The 15,219-nt window shown below is 61.6% G+C and carries 13 protein-coding genes; 7 read left to right on the forward strand and 6 right to left on the reverse strand.

The features are described 5' to 3' along the window. The first annotated feature begins 73 nt into the window (after window positions 1-73). Window positions 74-1,849: a DEAD/DEAH box helicase gene (locus tag B9A23_RS18705; protein ID WP_084280674.1), complete on the forward strand. Its 1,776-nt coding sequence runs from the start codon at window positions 74-76 to the stop codon at window positions 1,847-1,849. A gap of 82 nt (window positions 1,850-1,931) precedes the next feature. On the opposite strand, the gene lepA is transcribed toward B9A23_RS18705, so the two are convergent. Further along, a complete protein-coding gene (lepA, locus tag B9A23_RS18710; protein WP_084280676.1) occupies window positions 1,932-3,749 on the reverse strand; it encodes a translation elongation factor 4 in 1,818 nt (605 codons plus the stop codon). Between the two features lie 351 nt (window positions 3,750-4,100). Here lepA and B9A23_RS18715 point away from each other — a divergent pair, with 351 nt between their 5' ends. From B9A23_RS18715 to B9A23_RS18740, 6 genes are all read left to right on the forward strand, one after another. Next, complete coding sequence (locus tag B9A23_RS18715; protein ID WP_254895192.1) at window positions 4,101-5,504, forward strand: porin; 1,404 nt, start codon at window positions 4,101-4,103, stop codon at window positions 5,502-5,504. Window positions 5,505-5,657: 153 nt separating this feature from the next. Beyond that, window positions 5,658-6,032 carry a glycine zipper 2TM domain-containing protein gene (locus tag B9A23_RS18720; RefSeq protein ID WP_084280700.1) on the forward strand — a complete coding sequence of 125 codons (375 nt, stop codon included), beginning with the start codon at window positions 5,658-5,660 and terminating at the stop codon, window positions 6,030-6,032. Between the two features lie 164 nt (window positions 6,033-6,196). Next, window positions 6,197-7,471, forward strand: a complete 1,275-nt coding sequence (locus B9A23_RS18725) for an SAM-dependent methyltransferase (RefSeq protein ID WP_084280680.1) — start codon at window positions 6,197-6,199, stop codon at window positions 7,469-7,471. 141 nt (window positions 7,472-7,612) lie between these two features. Continuing rightward, window positions 7,613-8,962 (forward strand): aldehyde dehydrogenase family protein, encoded by a 1,350-nt coding sequence (locus B9A23_RS18730; protein ID WP_084280682.1) that lies wholly within the window; start codon window positions 7,613-7,615, stop codon window positions 8,960-8,962. Between the two features lie 94 nt (window positions 8,963-9,056). After that, window positions 9,057-9,770: a sulfotransferase family 2 domain-containing protein gene (locus tag B9A23_RS18735; RefSeq protein WP_084280683.1), complete on the forward strand. Its 714-nt coding sequence runs from the start codon at window positions 9,057-9,059 to the stop codon at window positions 9,768-9,770. An 83-nt stretch (window positions 9,771-9,853) separates the two neighbouring features. After that, a complete protein-coding gene (locus B9A23_RS18740; protein ID WP_084280684.1) occupies window positions 9,854-11,068 on the forward strand; it encodes an argininosuccinate synthase in 1,215 nt (404 codons plus the stop codon). 807 nt (window positions 11,069-11,875) lie between these two features. Here the strand turns inward: B9A23_RS18740 and B9A23_RS18745 are convergent. From B9A23_RS18745 to B9A23_RS18765, 5 genes are all read right to left on the reverse strand, one after another. Next, a complete protein-coding gene (locus tag B9A23_RS18745; protein ID WP_084280686.1) occupies window positions 11,876-12,226 on the reverse strand; it encodes a hypothetical protein in 351 nt (116 codons plus the stop codon). 40 nt (window positions 12,227-12,266) lie between these two features. Next, window positions 12,267-12,902: a TadE/TadG family type IV pilus assembly protein gene (locus B9A23_RS18750; RefSeq protein ID WP_084280687.1), complete on the reverse strand. Its 636-nt coding sequence runs from the start codon at window positions 12,900-12,902 to the stop codon at window positions 12,267-12,269. 15 nt (window positions 12,903-12,917) lie between these two features. After that, window positions 12,918-13,478, reverse strand: coding sequence for a TadE/TadG family type IV pilus assembly protein (locus B9A23_RS18755; protein WP_254895191.1), 561 nt, complete (start codon window positions 13,476-13,478; stop codon window positions 12,918-12,920). Window positions 13,479-13,547: 69 nt separating this feature from the next. Next, complete coding sequence (locus B9A23_RS18760) at window positions 13,548-14,099, reverse strand: hypothetical protein (protein WP_139797563.1); 552 nt, start codon at window positions 14,097-14,099, stop codon at window positions 13,548-13,550. Window positions 14,100-14,144: 45 nt separating this feature from the next. After that, window positions 14,145-15,128 carry a hypothetical protein gene (locus B9A23_RS18765; protein ID WP_084280691.1) on the reverse strand — a complete coding sequence of 328 codons (984 nt, stop codon included), beginning with the start codon at window positions 15,126-15,128 and terminating at the stop codon, window positions 14,145-14,147. Between the last annotated feature and the right edge of the window lie 91 nt (window positions 15,129-15,219).

Consider the following 15,219-nt stretch of genomic DNA (forward strand, 5'->3'; position numbering starts at 1 on the left):
CGCCCGGCCACCCAGCCGATATTGGCCCAACATACTGCAATGTCGCTTCGGCGGCAGGAATGGCGATTTGATAATGTCTTTTGAACACCTCCCCAGCCCGCTTGCGCAGGCTCTCGAAGCGCATGGGTACTCCGCGCTGACACCAGTCCAGGCTGCAGTCACCGAAGCCGAGGCCGCCGGCCGCGATCTGGTCGTGTCGGCACAGACCGGCTCGGGCAAGACCGTGGCCTTCGGCCTTGCCATGGCACCGGAACTGATCGGCGATGAAAGCGCCCTGCCTTTCGCCACCGCACCGCTCGCTCTGGTGATCGCACCCACCCGCGAACTCGCGCTGCAGGTCAGCCGCGAACTGCAATGGCTCTATGCGCCCACCCACGCGCGCATTGCCACTTGCGTTGGCGGCATGGACCCGTCGCGCGAACGGCGCACCCTGCAGGGCGGCGCGCATATCGTCGTCGGCACTCCCGGCCGCCTGCGCGACCATCTTGAGCGTGGTGCACTCGACCTCTCTGCGCTCGCCTGCGTCGTGCTCGACGAAGCGGACGAGATGCTCGACATGGGCTTCCGCGAGGACCTCGAGGAATTGCTCGACGCCACGCCGGAAAACCGCCGTACGCTGCTGTTTTCGGCAACCATGCCCAAGCCGATCGAAGCGCTGGCAAAGCGCTATCAGAAGAACTCGCTGCGCATTTCCACAGTCGGCGAGAATCGCGGCCATGGTGACATCGCCTATCGTGCCGTCGCGGTCGCCCCGGCCGAGATCGAAGCCGCCGTGGTAAACCTGCTCCGCTTCCATGAAGCCGAGACCGCGATGCTGTTCTGCGCCACGCGCGACAACGTGCGCCGCCTTCACGCCACGCTGATCGAACGCGGCTTCACCGCCGTGGCGCTTTCGGGCGAGCATAGCCAGTCCGAGCGCAACAACGCGCTGCAGGCCCTGCGCGATCGCCGCGCCCGCGTTTGCGTCGCAACTGACGTCGCAGCGCGCGGCATCGACCTTCCCTCGCTCAGCCTCGTCGTCCACGTGGAAATTCCGCGCGATGCCGAAACGCTGCAGCATCGCTCCGGCCGTACTGGCCGCGCCGGCAAGAAGGGCACCGCCGTCCTCATCGTGCCGTTCCCGCGCCGTCGCCGTGTGGAAATGATGCTGCGCGGTGCCAAGATCAACGCCGAGTGGGCAGAAGTGCCGACGCCTGAAGCGATCCGCGCGCAGGACCGCGAGCGCCTGCTCGAGACGATCCTCGCACCGGTCGAGCCGGACGAGGCCGATCTCGACATCGCCCGCACCCTGCTGGAACAGCGCAGTGCCGAGGAACTGGCTGCCGCACTGGTCCGCGCCCACCGCGCCGCCCTGCCGCAACCCGAAGAACTTCTTTCGGGCAGCGACGCAGGCCGCGCGCAGGCTGCCCACCGTCCCGGCTTCGATGACGTCGTGTGGTTCCGCATGGACGTGGGCCGTCGCCAGAACGCCGACCCGCGCTGGATCCTTCCGACGCTGTGCCGCCGTGGCCATGTTTCGCGCCAGGAAATCGGCGCGATCCGCATCGCGCCCAACGATACCTGGTTCCAGGTCCCGCGAGCGATTGCCGACCGCTTTGCCGAAGCCGTGCGCCGCACTGCCGATCCCAAGGGCGAAGACGAGAACGGCATCCACATCGAAGCAGCTCCCGACGGCCCGCGCGAGATGGCGCGTGACAACCGCCGCGGTGCCAACGATGGCCCGCGCAAGTTCCAGCGCAACGATGGTCCGCGCAGCAATGACGAGCGCAGGGGCCCCCGCCGTCCTCACCCGGCCGGACAGCGTCCGCAGGGCAAGCCACACCGCAAGGGCCCGCAAGGCGCGCGCTGAGACATCTGGCGCATAGAAAATAGAAAAAGGCCCGCCGGTACGATCCCGGCGGGCCTTTTTTCTGGCTTCGAACAGTTGGCGTCTATTCCTCGCCCATGCGCAGCGCGGCAATGAACGCTTCCTGCGGAATGCTGACATTGCCATATTCGCGCATGCGGGCCTTGCCCTTCTTCTGCTTTTCGAGAAGCTTCTTCTTGCGGGTGATGTCGCCGCCGTAGCATTTGGCAGTGACGTCCTTGCGCATGGCCGCAATCGTCTCGCGCGCCACGACCTTGCCTCCGATCGCGGCCTGGACCGGGATCTTGAACAGGTGACGCGGGATCAGGTCCTTGAGGCGCTCGCACATGTGTCGCCCGCGCGCTTCGGCAGCGCTGCGGTGTACGATCATCGAAAGCGCATCAACCGGTTCGTTGTTGACGAGAATGCTCATCTTGACGAGGTCGCCCTCGCGCAGGCCGATCTGTTCGTAGTCGAACGAGGCATAGCCACGGCTGATCGACTTGAGGCGGTCATAGAAGTCGAACACCACTTCATTGAGCGGCAGTTCGTAGGTGACCTGCGCACGACCGCCGACATAGGTCAGCCCGGTTTGCACGCCACGCCGGTCCTGGCACAGCTTCAGCACCGAACCGAGGTATTCGTCAGGCGTGTAGATCGTGCCCTTGATCCACGGCTCGTCGATCTGCTCGATGCGGCTGGGATCGGGATAGTCGGCCGGATTGTGCAGCAGGATCTCGCGTGCATCATCGTTGCGGCTGGCACGCAACTGGATGCGGTAAACCACTGAAGGTGCAGTGGTAATAAGATCAAGGTCGTACTCGCGGCTGAGGCGCTCCTGGATGATTTCCAGATGCAGCAATCCCAGGAAGCCACAGCGGAAGCCGAAGCCCAGGGCCGCGCTCGATTCCATCTCGAAGCTGAAGGAAGCATCGTTCAGGCGCAGCTTGGCGATGCTTTCACGCAGCTTTTCGAACTCGGCCGCGTCGACCGGGAAGATCCCGCAGAACACCACAGGCTGCACTTCCTTGAAGCCCGGCAGAGCCTCCTTGGCACCCTGCTTCACCGTGGTGATCGTGTCACCCACGCGGGCTTGCGCCACTTCCTTGATCTGTGCCGTGATGAAGCCGATCTCGCCCGGTCCAAGCTCATCGAGCGTTTCGATCTTCGGACGCATGCAGCCGACACGGTCGATCAGGTGTTCGGTTCCGCCGGCCATGAACTTGACCTGCAGACCCTTCTTGATGACGCCATCGATCACGCGCACGAGGATGACGACGCCGAGGTAGGGATCGTACCACGAGTCCACCAGCATCGCCTTCAAAGGCGCGGTGCGATCGCCCTTCGGCGGCGGAATGCGCTCGACCACGGAATCGAGTACTTCCTCGATGCCGATGCCGGACTTGGCGCTGGTCATCACCGCGTTGCTCGCGTCGAGGCCGATCACGTCCTCGATCTCGGCCTTGACCTTTTCCGGTTCGGCAGCGGGCAGATCGATCTTGTTGATGACCGGCACGATCTCGTGGTCATGCTCGATCGACTGGTAAACGTTGGCCAGCGTCTGCGCTTCGACGCCCTGCGCCGCGTCAACCACCAGCAGCGCGCCTTCGCAGGCCGCCAGGCTGCGGCTGACTTCATAGGCGAAGTCGACGTGTCCCGGCGTATCCATCAGGTTCAGCTGATAGGTCTTGCCATCCTTCGCCTTGTAATCGAGACGCACGGTCTGCGCCTTGATGGTGATGCCGCGCTCCTTCTCGATGTCCATGTTGTCGAGCACCTGCTCTGACATCTCACGCGCGGAAAGGCCGCCGGTGTACTGGATCAGGCGATCCGCCAGCGTGGACTTGCCGTGGTCGATATGGGCGATGATGGAGAAATTGCGGATAAGCGCGAGATCGGTCATGTCGGTCTTTGAAAAGAAAGCGGTGCGGTGCGCAACGCAAGCGCCGTTAGCAGGACTGCGCCCCGGAGTCACGATGGCCAGCAAGGCCGGACCGATTTCGCTCGCAGCAACATTTTATTACACTACAGAGTCACTTTCGTGACGGGTGAAACACGCGCGAAACAGAGACACAAACGGCCAAAATTCAGCAGTTTATGCTGGATTGACGAGTTGAATGCCTTCGGCCGCACGTCAATCGGCTGTCACAAACCCGTCATTTTGCAGCCCTAGCGGCGGGCCAAGAGCAAACACGGAGATCCCAGCGTGGCGGGCAAGACAGCGTTCAAGGCAGCACTGGCAGCAAGCGTATTCCTGTCGGCACCGCAGGTCGCGGCTGCAGCGGAAGATCAGGACGCCCGGATTGCGGATCTCCAGCGCCAGGTCGATGAACTGAAAGCGATGGTCCGCGCGCTTCAGTCGGCGCAGGGAGCAGCCCCTGCGATGGCGCAGGCCCCTGCCCCGGCCACCATGGCCACCGCACCGTCCTCGCCAGTCTCCTCGTCGCTAGCGCCAGTGCCGGGCGTTCAGGTCGCCTCTGTGGCTGCCAACGCCAAGCCCGCGCCAAAGAAGAAGGCGTGGTACGACAAGCTGATGATCCGCGGGTACACGCAATTGCGCCTGAACGAGGTCATCAATGGCCCCAAATCTGCCCCCAACGGCGTTTCACGCCTGCGTTCGGTGCAGGACAGCGGCATCAACGAGAACGGCAACTTCTCGCTTCGGCGGGCTCGCCTCGTCGTTCAGGGTGATATTTCAGACCGCGTGTCGCTGTATCTGCAAGGTGACATGGCGGCTGCAGTCAGCAACCAGTCCGGGACGGAATCGCGGCAGCACTTCTTCCAGATGCGCGATGCCTATGCCGACGTCTTCCTCGACAAGGCAAAGACGCTCAAGGTCCGGTTTGGCCAGTCGAAGGTTCCTTATGGCTGGGAGAACCTGCAAAGCTCGTCGAACCGCATTCCGCTCGATCGTACCGATGCCATCAACGCCCCGGTGCCAGGGGAACGCGATCTTGGCGTGGTGCTTTATTACACGCCGCCCAGGATTCAGAAGATCTGGGACGAGCTCACGCGCGACGGCCAGAAGCTGTTCGGCAACTACGGCGCCTTCGCGGTTGCGGCCTACAATGGCCAGGGCACCAACCGCACCGAACGCAATGGCGGTTTGATGACCGTGGCGATGGCAACCATGCCGATCCGGCTGGATGGGATCGGGCTGGATGGTCAGGTCGCAGAATTCGGCGTGAGCGCCATGCGCAACCAGTTCCGCCCTGAGGTTCGCTCGGGCGGGGTCTCGACTGTTTCCTACGATGACAACCATGTGAATTTCCACGGCATGATCTACCCCAAGCCCATCGGCATCCAGGCCGAATGGACTTTCGGCAAGGCCCCGCAATGGGACCGCACGCTGAGCGCGATCCGTTCGCAGCGGGCATCGGGCGGCTATGTCATGGCGATGTACCGCGTTCCGGAATCGGCGGTGGGCCAGATCATTCCTTTCGCGCGGTGGCAGAAGTATCGCGGCGGCTGGAAGGCGGCAACCAACGCCCCCCGCCTCGAAAGCGAAGAATACGAAGCCGGCGTGGAATGGCTGCCCCTGAAAGAGCTCGAAATCACCATGAGCTATTCGCGCATGATGAAGAGCGAAGCCGACGAGCGGCGGCTTGGAATTGCGAAGGGTGATGTGTTGCGTGCGCAAGTGCAGTGGAATTATTGATACGTTTCCGCAACTCATCGCAGCCGGGCCTCCGACCGTCCTTAATCCTGTATCATTTTGTAGCGTTCATCTGGCGTTGTGGATCAACTCGCGATGCTCCTTGTTGTCCGAGCGAACCCGCAAGGGTGCTTCGAAATTCCAAGGGAGCAAATGATGAAGAAGACCATCCTCGCCGCCACTCTGGCCGCAATCGCAATTCCCGCCGCGCCGGTCCTTGCCGATCCTCCGGGCTGGGCCCCGGCCAACGGCTATCGTGACAAGCAGCGTGGCGTCTACGACAGCCGTGGCCGCTACATCGAGCCGCGCCGTCTGACTCGCAACGACCGCGTCTGGCGCGGAAATGACGGCCGCTATTACTGCAAGCGGAACAACGGGACGACCGGCCTGATCATCGGCGGCGTGGGCGGTGCCCTAATCGGCCGCACGATCGACAACCGTGGTGACCGCACGCTGGGTACCGTGCTCGGCGCCGCAGGCGGCGCCCTGCTTGGTCGCGAAATTGAACGTAGCGGCGCCCGTTGCCGCTGATCGTGGCGGTTGCAGGTAAATGACAATACCGGGGCGGTGCATGATGCGCCGCCCCTTTTTGCATGTGCTACGAAAGCGCAAGCGAGAGGACGATGACATGTCAGGTGCAATTGCCCGGTCGGGTTTTCCCTTGCGACCTGCCGCTAACCGCATAATCTGACGTCATGTGGTTGCTAGACAAGATGCTCAGCCGGTTGATCCGCAAGGGTCAGCTCATCGTAATCGACCATGATGGCCGGGAATACAGTTACGGCGAGACGTCCGCCCACCCGCTGAAGATCCGCTTCACCGACAAAGGCGCCGCCATGCACGTGGCCAGGGATCCGCGCGTCGGTGCGGGCGAGGCTTACATGGATGGGCGGATGCTGATCGAACCGCCGCATGACGTGCGCGATTTCGTGCTGTTCGTGATGGGCAATGCCAAGAGTTCCGGCGGGATCGACAGCAAAGGCCCGCTTCGCAAGGTGGCAGAGAAGGTTTTTTCCCGGCTAGACCAGATCAACGAGCGTGCGCGCGCCTCGAAGAACGTGGTCCATCATTATGACCTCACGCGCCAGTTCTACGAGCTGTTCCTCGACGAAGACCGCCAGTACACCATGGCCTATTTCCGGGATCCGGAGAATTCCCTGGAACGTGCGCAGGTCGACAAGAAGGCGCTGATCGCTTCGAAACTGCGACTTGTGCCCGGGCAGAGCGCAGGGCTTCGCGTGCTGGATATCGGCTGCGGCTGGGGCGGGCTGGCGCTTTATCTCAACCGCCATTTCGGCTGCGAGGTTCTGGGGGTGAGCCTCGCACCGGACCAGATCCGCTTTGCGCAGGAGCGGGCCGAGGAAGCCGGCGTATCCGACAAGGTGAAGTTCCAGCTGATCGACTATCGCGACGTCGAGGGCCAGTTCGATCGCATCACCAGTGTCGGCATGATCGAACACGTCGGTGCGCCGAACTTCGGCGAGTACTTCGCCAAGACCAACGCCTTGCTTGATAGCGATGGGATAATGCTGACCCATACCATCGGCCGCACCGGACCGCCGGGCGGTACCGACAAATGGACGCGCAAGTACATCTTCCCGGGCGGCTACATTCCCGCGATGAGCGAACTGGTATCCGCCCTCGAAACAACCGGGTGGGAAATCGGCGACATCGAGATCCTGCGCTATCACTACGCTTACACGCTGGCGGAATGGTATCGCCGTGCCACGCTGCACCGCGAAGAGATCACCGCGCTCTACGACGAACGCCTGTTCCGTATGTGGCAGTTCTACCTGGCCGGCGCGGAGCAGAGCTTCCAGCACGGCAGCATGGTCAATTTCCACATACAGAGCGTGAAGAACCGCGCCGTCTTGCCGATGACGCGCAACTACATGCAGGACGAGTGGGCGAGGCTTTCGGCGCTCGACGAGGCACCTTTCTGGCATCTTGAACGGCAGGCGGCGGAATAGACATGCAGCGGGATGCGCGGGCACCGGCGATCATCTGGTGAAATCGCTGGCCGCAGGGCGTTGCCGTTCCTGCGACCGGTTGCCAGATGCTCGGCGGTTCGTTAGCACTACTAACGAACAAGCCTTGCAGGATGCCCGATCATGACCGCTCCGACCGCCGCCGATCTCTCTGCCGAAATCCAGCGCGTATTTGCCTTGCAGCAGGCGCACATGTGGGAGGCCAAGGCTTCGAGCGCTGCGGAACGGAAGCAAAAGCTCGCCCGCCTCAAAGCCTCGGTCGAGGCTCATGCAGACGACATTGTCGCCGCAGTGCTGGAAGACACCCGCAAGCCCGTGGGCGAAATTCGCGTCACCGAAGTCCTCAACGTCACTGGCAACATCCAGCGCAACATCGACAATCTCGATCAGTGGATGAAGCCGACCGAAGTCCAGACGACGCTCAACCCGGCAGACAGCGCGCAGATCATCTACGAGGCGCGCGGCGTATGCCTGATCCTCGGGCCGTGGAACTTCCCGCTTGGCCTCGCGCTGGGGCCGGTGGCCGCCGCGATTGCGGCTGGCAACACCTGCATCGTCAAGCTGACTGACCTGTGCCCGGCGACAGCAAGGATTGCCGCCACGATCATCAAGGAGGCCTTCGACGAGAAGGACGTCGCCCTTTTCGAAGGCGACGTATCGGTCGCGACAGCCCTGCTCGACCTGCCATTCCATCACATCTTCTTCACTGGAAGCCCGCGCGTGGGGAAAATCGTGATGGCTGCGGCTGCCAGACACCTGACCAGCGTGACACTGGAACTGGGGGGCAAGTCTCCGGTCATCGTCGACGACAGTGCGGATATTGCCCAGGTCGCGGCGCAGCTTGCCGCAGCCAAGCAGTTCAACGGTGGACAGGCCTGCATCAGCCCGGACTACGTCTTCATCAAGGAAGACAAGAAGGCCGCGCTGGTTGAGGGCTTCCGCGCCAACGTCGCGAAGAACCTCTATGACGATGCCGGCAAGCTCAACAAGGACGGCATAGCGCAGGTCGTCAACGAGACGAATTTCAACCGCGTCAAGGCGATGTTCGACGACGCGGTCGAGAAGGGAGCCACGGTTGCCGTCGGCGGCGCGTTCGAGCCCGAGGACCTGACCGTCCACCCGACGATGCTGACCGACGTGACGCCACAGATGAAGATCTTGCAGGACGAGATTTTCGCCCCGGTCATCCCGGTGATGACGTACGACACGCTCGATCAGGCGATCGGCTACATCGAAGCCCACGACAAGCCGCTCGCCCTGTACGTTTACAGCCAGGATGAAGCGAACGTCGAAAAGGTGCTTGCGCGCACTTCGTCAGGCGGCGTTACCATCAACGGCGTTTTCTCGCATTATCTCGAGAACAACCTGCCCTTCGGTGGCGTCAACACCAGCGGCATGGGCAGCTACCACGGCTATTTCGGTTTCAAGTGCTTCAGTCACGAGCGAGCTGTCTATCGACATATTCAGCCCTGATCGAACGATATAGGTCGGAATCCGATCAGTCACCGCTCGAAATTGCCGGGACCTTTCCGTTACGCTTTCCGCGCGACAACGGGAAGGGTTCGAGTTGATAATTTGCCATTCGCGACAATTCGTCTTGCTTGCGCTATGGAAGACAGCGAGCCAGACCTGCCACGCAAGTCTGGAGCAGTGGAACGAGAGCACTTACAGCCGTTTCTTTCACTATAATCCATCGCTGGGTCGCGTTGTTCATCAGCACGCGACCCTCGCCGATCTCATGGCCATGCCCGAAGGCAAACTGGGATATCGGCTCGCTGCCTTCGTCCGCAATCCTTATGACCGTGCCTACTCAGGCTTTCGGCAGATCCAGCGCGACTTCGAAATGCAGCCCAGAATCGACACGCAATGTGATTGGGTGAATGCACTTGTCCGAACGCAGATCGCGGAGAACATGGCGCGTGTCATATCTGCTGGCTTCGATTTCGATGCCTGGATTGCCGCGCTCCCCGAATACGAAATCTACGATGCCGGGCCCAATACCAACATGCCCTTGCACCCTGCGCATTACTGGACGCACCTTGGCGATATTTGCGCGGACTACATCGGCAAGGTCGAGCAGTTCGACCACGATTTCGCAACCTTCTGCACAACGATGGGCATCCCCGTCCCGCCAGTGCAGGTCATGAACGCGAGCGCAGACCCGGTCACGAACACGAACTCGTTCTCCCGCTATGCCAATCGGATGTCGCGCCGCTCGCTTGACCGGATCAACGACCTCTTCGCCCGCGACTTCGAACTGTTCGGATATGATCGGCTATGACGGCTGAGCGGGCAAGCGAACTTGCACCCCTGCCCCCTCCCTGTTAGGCGCGCGGCGCGTAATCCTCGGGAGTCGTAGCGCCCATGTCCGATATCAAGAAGGTCGTCCTCGCTTATTCCGGCGGCCTCGACACCTCCGTCATCCTCAAGTGGCTGCAGGTCACCTATGGCTGCGAGGTCGTGACCTTCACCGCCGACCTTGGCCAGGGCGAGGAGCTGGAGCCTGCGCGCGCCAAGGCCAAGCTGATGGGCGTGCCGGATCACAACATCTATATCGATGACCTCCGCGAGGAGTTCGTCCGCGATTTCGTCTTCCCCATGATGCGGGCCAATGCTCGCTATGAAGGCGATTATCTGCTTGGCACGTCGATCGCGCGTCCGCTCATCTCCAAGCGCCTGATCGAGATCGCGCGCGAAACCGGGGCCGATGCGGTCGCCCACGGCGCGACCGGCAAAGGCAACGATCAGGTTCGCTTCGAACTTTCGGCCTATGCGCTTGAGCCCGGCATCAAGGTCATTGCACCGTGGCGCGAATGGGACCTCACCAGCCGGACCGCGCTGATCGCCTGGGCCGAAGCGCACCAGATCCCTGTACCCAAGGACAAGCGGGGCGAAAGCCCGTTCTCGACCGACGCGAACCTGCTTCACACCTCGTCCGAAGGCAAGGTGCTGGAGGATCCGTGGGAGGAGACTCCAGACTATGTCTATTCGCGCACCGTCAACCCCGAGGATGCGCCGGATCAGCCGGAATACATCACGATCGATTTCGAAAAGGGCGACGGCGTAGCGCTCAATGGCCAGGCCATGTCGCCAGCCACGCTTCTGGCCGCACTCAACGATCTGGGCCGCAAGCATGGCATCGGGCGCCTCGATCTCGTCGAGAACCGTTTCGTCGGCATGAAGAGCCGGGGAATGTACGAAACGCCCGGCGGCGAGATCTATGCGCGCGCCCATCGCGGCATCGAGAGCATCACGCTCGATCGTGGCGCTGCGCATCTCAAGGATGAGCTCATGCCGAAATACGCAGAGCTGATCTACAATGGCTTCTGGTTCAGCCCCGAGCGTGAAATGCTGCAAGCAGCCATCGATCACAGCCAGGCACGCGTCAACGGGACCGTTCGTCTGAAGCTGTACAAGGGCAGCGCCTTCGTGGTGGGTCGCAAGTCGCCCGACAGCTTGTACTCCGAACGTCATGTCACGTTCGAGGACGACGCCGGTGCCTACGATCAGAAGGACGCCGCCGGCTTCATCAAGCTCAACGCGCTCCGGCTGCGCCTTCTGGCGCAACAAGGCCGCTGACCGCTGCGCTTCGGCGCTGCACAATAGCTATCCACCGAAAGGTGCGGGGGTTGTGGATAACTCCTGTACTTTTCGCTTGCGCGACTCACAATCGAGGCGCAGCTTTGATGTGTCGAGAGCGAAAACTTCTCTGAAAATCGGCAGCCAAGCTTCTGATTTTCAAGATTTAAACAAGCGCCGATGCGAATATGACAGGTTTCCAGCGTAACCAACCGGCAGGTGCCACGCGGCTGATCTGCGGATGTGCGAAACTGTGACCCCAGTGTTCGGAAATGGAACGCGCAAAGGCTTTTTCTGACCACGCAAACGCTGCAGGGACCTTGGTCTTCAACCAGCGTGAAGCAAGAGTTACGAAAAGTTGGCGGCGTTACACACCTGCTGTCACGAGATCCATCCTGGCATTGCGAGAGCATAGACCGGGGTGGGATTGGTGGCGGAAGGCAACGCCCGGAACGACGCTTCCCGGACAGCTCGTCAGAGCAATCGGTTGGCGGTCAGACGCGGTGACAGGCGGATGTTCGCATCCGCCGGGTCGGATATGGTTCGAGTGATAGCGGCGCGACCCTGTGTGAAAGCACGGATCGGCAGCAGCCCAGGGGCTTTGCGCCCCGGACGGCATCCTTCGAGACGTAATCGGCCAGTGCACCGCGAGGGACAATGGCAAACGCGCTCGACGGTCAGCAATGTCCGATTGAGCAGGAAACCATAGTCCCAGGCTGCTGAAACAGCGGCGGGAAGGACGTGAAGTGGGGGCCGGCAGAAATGCTGGCCCCCATTTTCCTTCTGGCCTCTACGGCAACCTCATTGTCATTCGATGCGCGGAACATTGCAGATGGTGCCGCGCAATGGTGGTGGCACGTCCGCAAGACGTGCAACGGCGCCGAAGGCCTGCACCGACGGCGAGACCGTGTCGTCTTCGGCCAATCCGTTGTCAGGCTCGGGATCGACCGTGTCCTCAAAGCGATCCGTTTCAATTCCAAAGCTTCCTCCAGCCGGAGGAGGCGCCGCTTCCACCCGTGCCACTCGTTCCGTCCTGCCCGCGGCTTCGCCTTGCACGGCCGGAGTGGGTCCGCCGGCAAATGAGCCCGTGGTGTCAAACAGCACCGAGACCAGCAGCAGGACCAGAGCGCTTACGGTTATGGCAAGATTTCGGTTCACCGACCTGCACCTTCCGGATGCCTGACATTCGCGTTCACCATCAGCACGATTTCACCGCGAGACGTTGGGTGTTGGTGATATTCTGATTGGTTCGCTCACGCACGTTGAACGCGCTCTCGTAGCGGATGTCACCTGCGATACCGCCTATGCCCGTGAAGAAGACGGGCTCGTAATGATACGTCACCTCAACGAACATCACAGCAGTGCCGGATGCGGACGTGATCTTGTTTCCGGTGAGGCCCATGCCGGCGGCCAGGCTTGCATCCGTGCGCCCTGCCCCTTGCCTGCCGTACGCCGGGTTGATGGCAAGACTGCCATAGCAACGCTGCCAATTGATCACCTGCCCTGCATTGCCGCCAATCTGTCCGTTCGGCTCTAGCGACGACAGGACGACCCGACCCTTTTCGGGAAAGTCGATGTTCTGGCCGATCAGCGCTGCGCCGGCGAAAACCTCGTAGATGTTGGATTCATCGATACCGGTGCGAACACGGCCCGCATTGTCGGCAACGGTAATTGCGATCTGGCTTATCCGCATGTGCGTCAGCACGAGGTTCGCCAGTTCCAGGCCTCCGAAAGTGAGCAGCACCAGCAACGGGATCGCCAGTGCAAACTCGATGATCGCCACTCCTGTTTGCGACGACCTGAGCTCACGCAATGTCCGATATCCGATTTCCATTGGCGGCGGACCTCCTCAAACACACACGGTGGGTGGGATGCGCTGCCGAGCGTAAGGCTGGTTGCGCACTGCGGTTTCGCCGGAGATCACGTAATTGGGAGATAGCGGCAGGAACTTGTCAATTGGAAACAGCCGCGGCATCGTAACCGTGACCGTGTAATACGAGACATCATCCGCTCCACCGACACCGTCCCGGCCGGCGTCCGTATCGAAGCGGCCATTCTCGTTCAGATCAACGAAGCAGTCTCCGGCATCGTAGGCGCCATTCTTGTTGTAATCGGTCACCAGCTTCTCGCTGCGGCCCACAGTCGAGAAGTCGTAGAAGTTGCGGATGCGGACGGCGTAGGTCGCATCGCGCGCAACCACGTCCGAACGGCGCTTGATTGCACACTGGACCTTGTCCGTCAGCGTGCCGGTCTTGCACTCGAGATCGGGCGCTTCAAGCGAAGCCGTGCGCGACACGTCGTTGAGTGCGCCTTGGACCACGGTCTTGAGATAGACCTGGTAGGCGAAATCGAAACTGCCGATCACCATCACCACCAGGGGCACCGACAGCAGCGCAAACTCGACCGTCACGACTGCGCGAGAATCTTGCAGGACCCTCCAGCCCCTTAAACGTCGCAATGTCTTCTTGAGCGCCATGGTCTATTTCACCAGCCTGAGTGCGCCGATCTGGTTGCCGATCTCGCGGAAGCGCGCGATCAGGCTGGTACCGTCAGCAGATGTGGATGCCTGGCTCGTATTGCTGGCACAGCCTGTCAGGTTCGAGTTGAGCGCCGTGTCGAACCCGATTACCCAAACCGAAACATTCTGGTTCTTGGCCGCGTTGCAGATCATCCTGAAGCGCTGTTCATGCCGCGCGAGCTGGCTTGGACAGGAACCGCTACCGGTCACGCGCATGTCGTTCTGTTCTACGCCATATGCGGTCACCACGTTGCAATAGGCCGTTTGCAGACCATCGGTCATGAAGATGATGTGCCGATTGCAGGGCATCTCGTTGTACTGTTCGCAACCGTCGCCGAACACGCCGCCGGTCGAAATGAAGCGCGCCACCCAAATCATGCCCACGTCGTGATACGTGCCGCCGATCGTCACCAGCCCGTTGACATAGTTCTGCAAATCGGTCCGCGCCCAGGTCCGCAAGCGCCGGGCTTCGGACGGGCAGGCGTAGTAGCCCAGGTTCGCAGCGTAGTTCATCATCCAGTTGGTCGTGCTGGTATTGCCCGTGACTGTCGCCGAGGTTCAGCCGGCCGTACGGGTGTAGACCAGTTCCGGGATCGTCGGATGCCAGCGGGTCTGGTCGCTGTTCGGAATCTGGTTGATGTTGAGGTCGTTGGCCGCCGACGGGATCGTCAGGCTCGTCCCTCCGTCGATCGAGGTAGTGGTGTCGCTCTCTTCGATGCAACCGTTCCATGTCTGCCGCGAGGTCGTAAGGCCCGGCACAGCGGCCAACTGCTGAAGGTTGTAGCTGCTCGACGATGCTACCGAACTGCCGGCAGACGATGCGATCAGCATGGAGCCATTGGGCTGGATGATCTGTGACGTGTCATGAGGAACCTGGCGGTAGGTCCAGTTGGTGAACTGGTATGAGGTGCTGTACGTCGTCGTTGCGACCGAGCGCCACCGGCGGCAGCTACGATTGCTGCCATTTGCCGTTGGCGCGCCGGTCCAGCCCCAATCCTGCGCGGAATCATAGGAGCTGCTCGTCGAACTGCCGCCATAGGACGTGACGGTCGTCGCAGTGGGCGCAGGACCGCCGCCCGAGGTCGATGCGGCTTGCACCCATGTCTGGCATTGGCTGCTCGAACGTGTGGACGTGGTCGGCGATGCCGAGCCCGCACCGGAAGATCCGTTGTAATATTCCCACGCGCCTGACATTGTCGGCGTGTTGGCGGTGTGGACAGCCGAATTGTAGTTGGCCACGCGCGACTGGTAGTTGGTGGTCGACGTCAGATAGGCAGGGTTGGCTGCGTAAAGCAGCCGTCCGACATTCGCCGAGCTTGAGTAGGGCACGATGCCATAGCGCAAGCGCAGCCCCTGTGCCTCAAGTTGCTGCTGGATCGGTGCGAGCTCGTCGTAGAGGGCCATGACCGCTCTGCGGAGAGCCGCAATCTTGGAATTTCCGCCCACTGCATCGGCCATCGATCCCGTCACGTCGAGCACGAGCACGAGCACGAGCACGAGCACGAGCACGAGCACGAGCACGAGCACGAGCACGAGCACCACGTCGGTCGTTTAATCGCACCTCCTTCGTCAAGCCCCCAACGCATAGGTGATCGTTGCATGGCTGAGGCCCGCCATTATATTCAAGCGAATG

It is taken from the genome of Novosphingobium sp. B1 (genome assembly GCF_900176395.1).
Taxonomy (GTDB): domain Bacteria; phylum Pseudomonadota; class Alphaproteobacteria; order Sphingomonadales; family Sphingomonadaceae; genus Novosphingobium.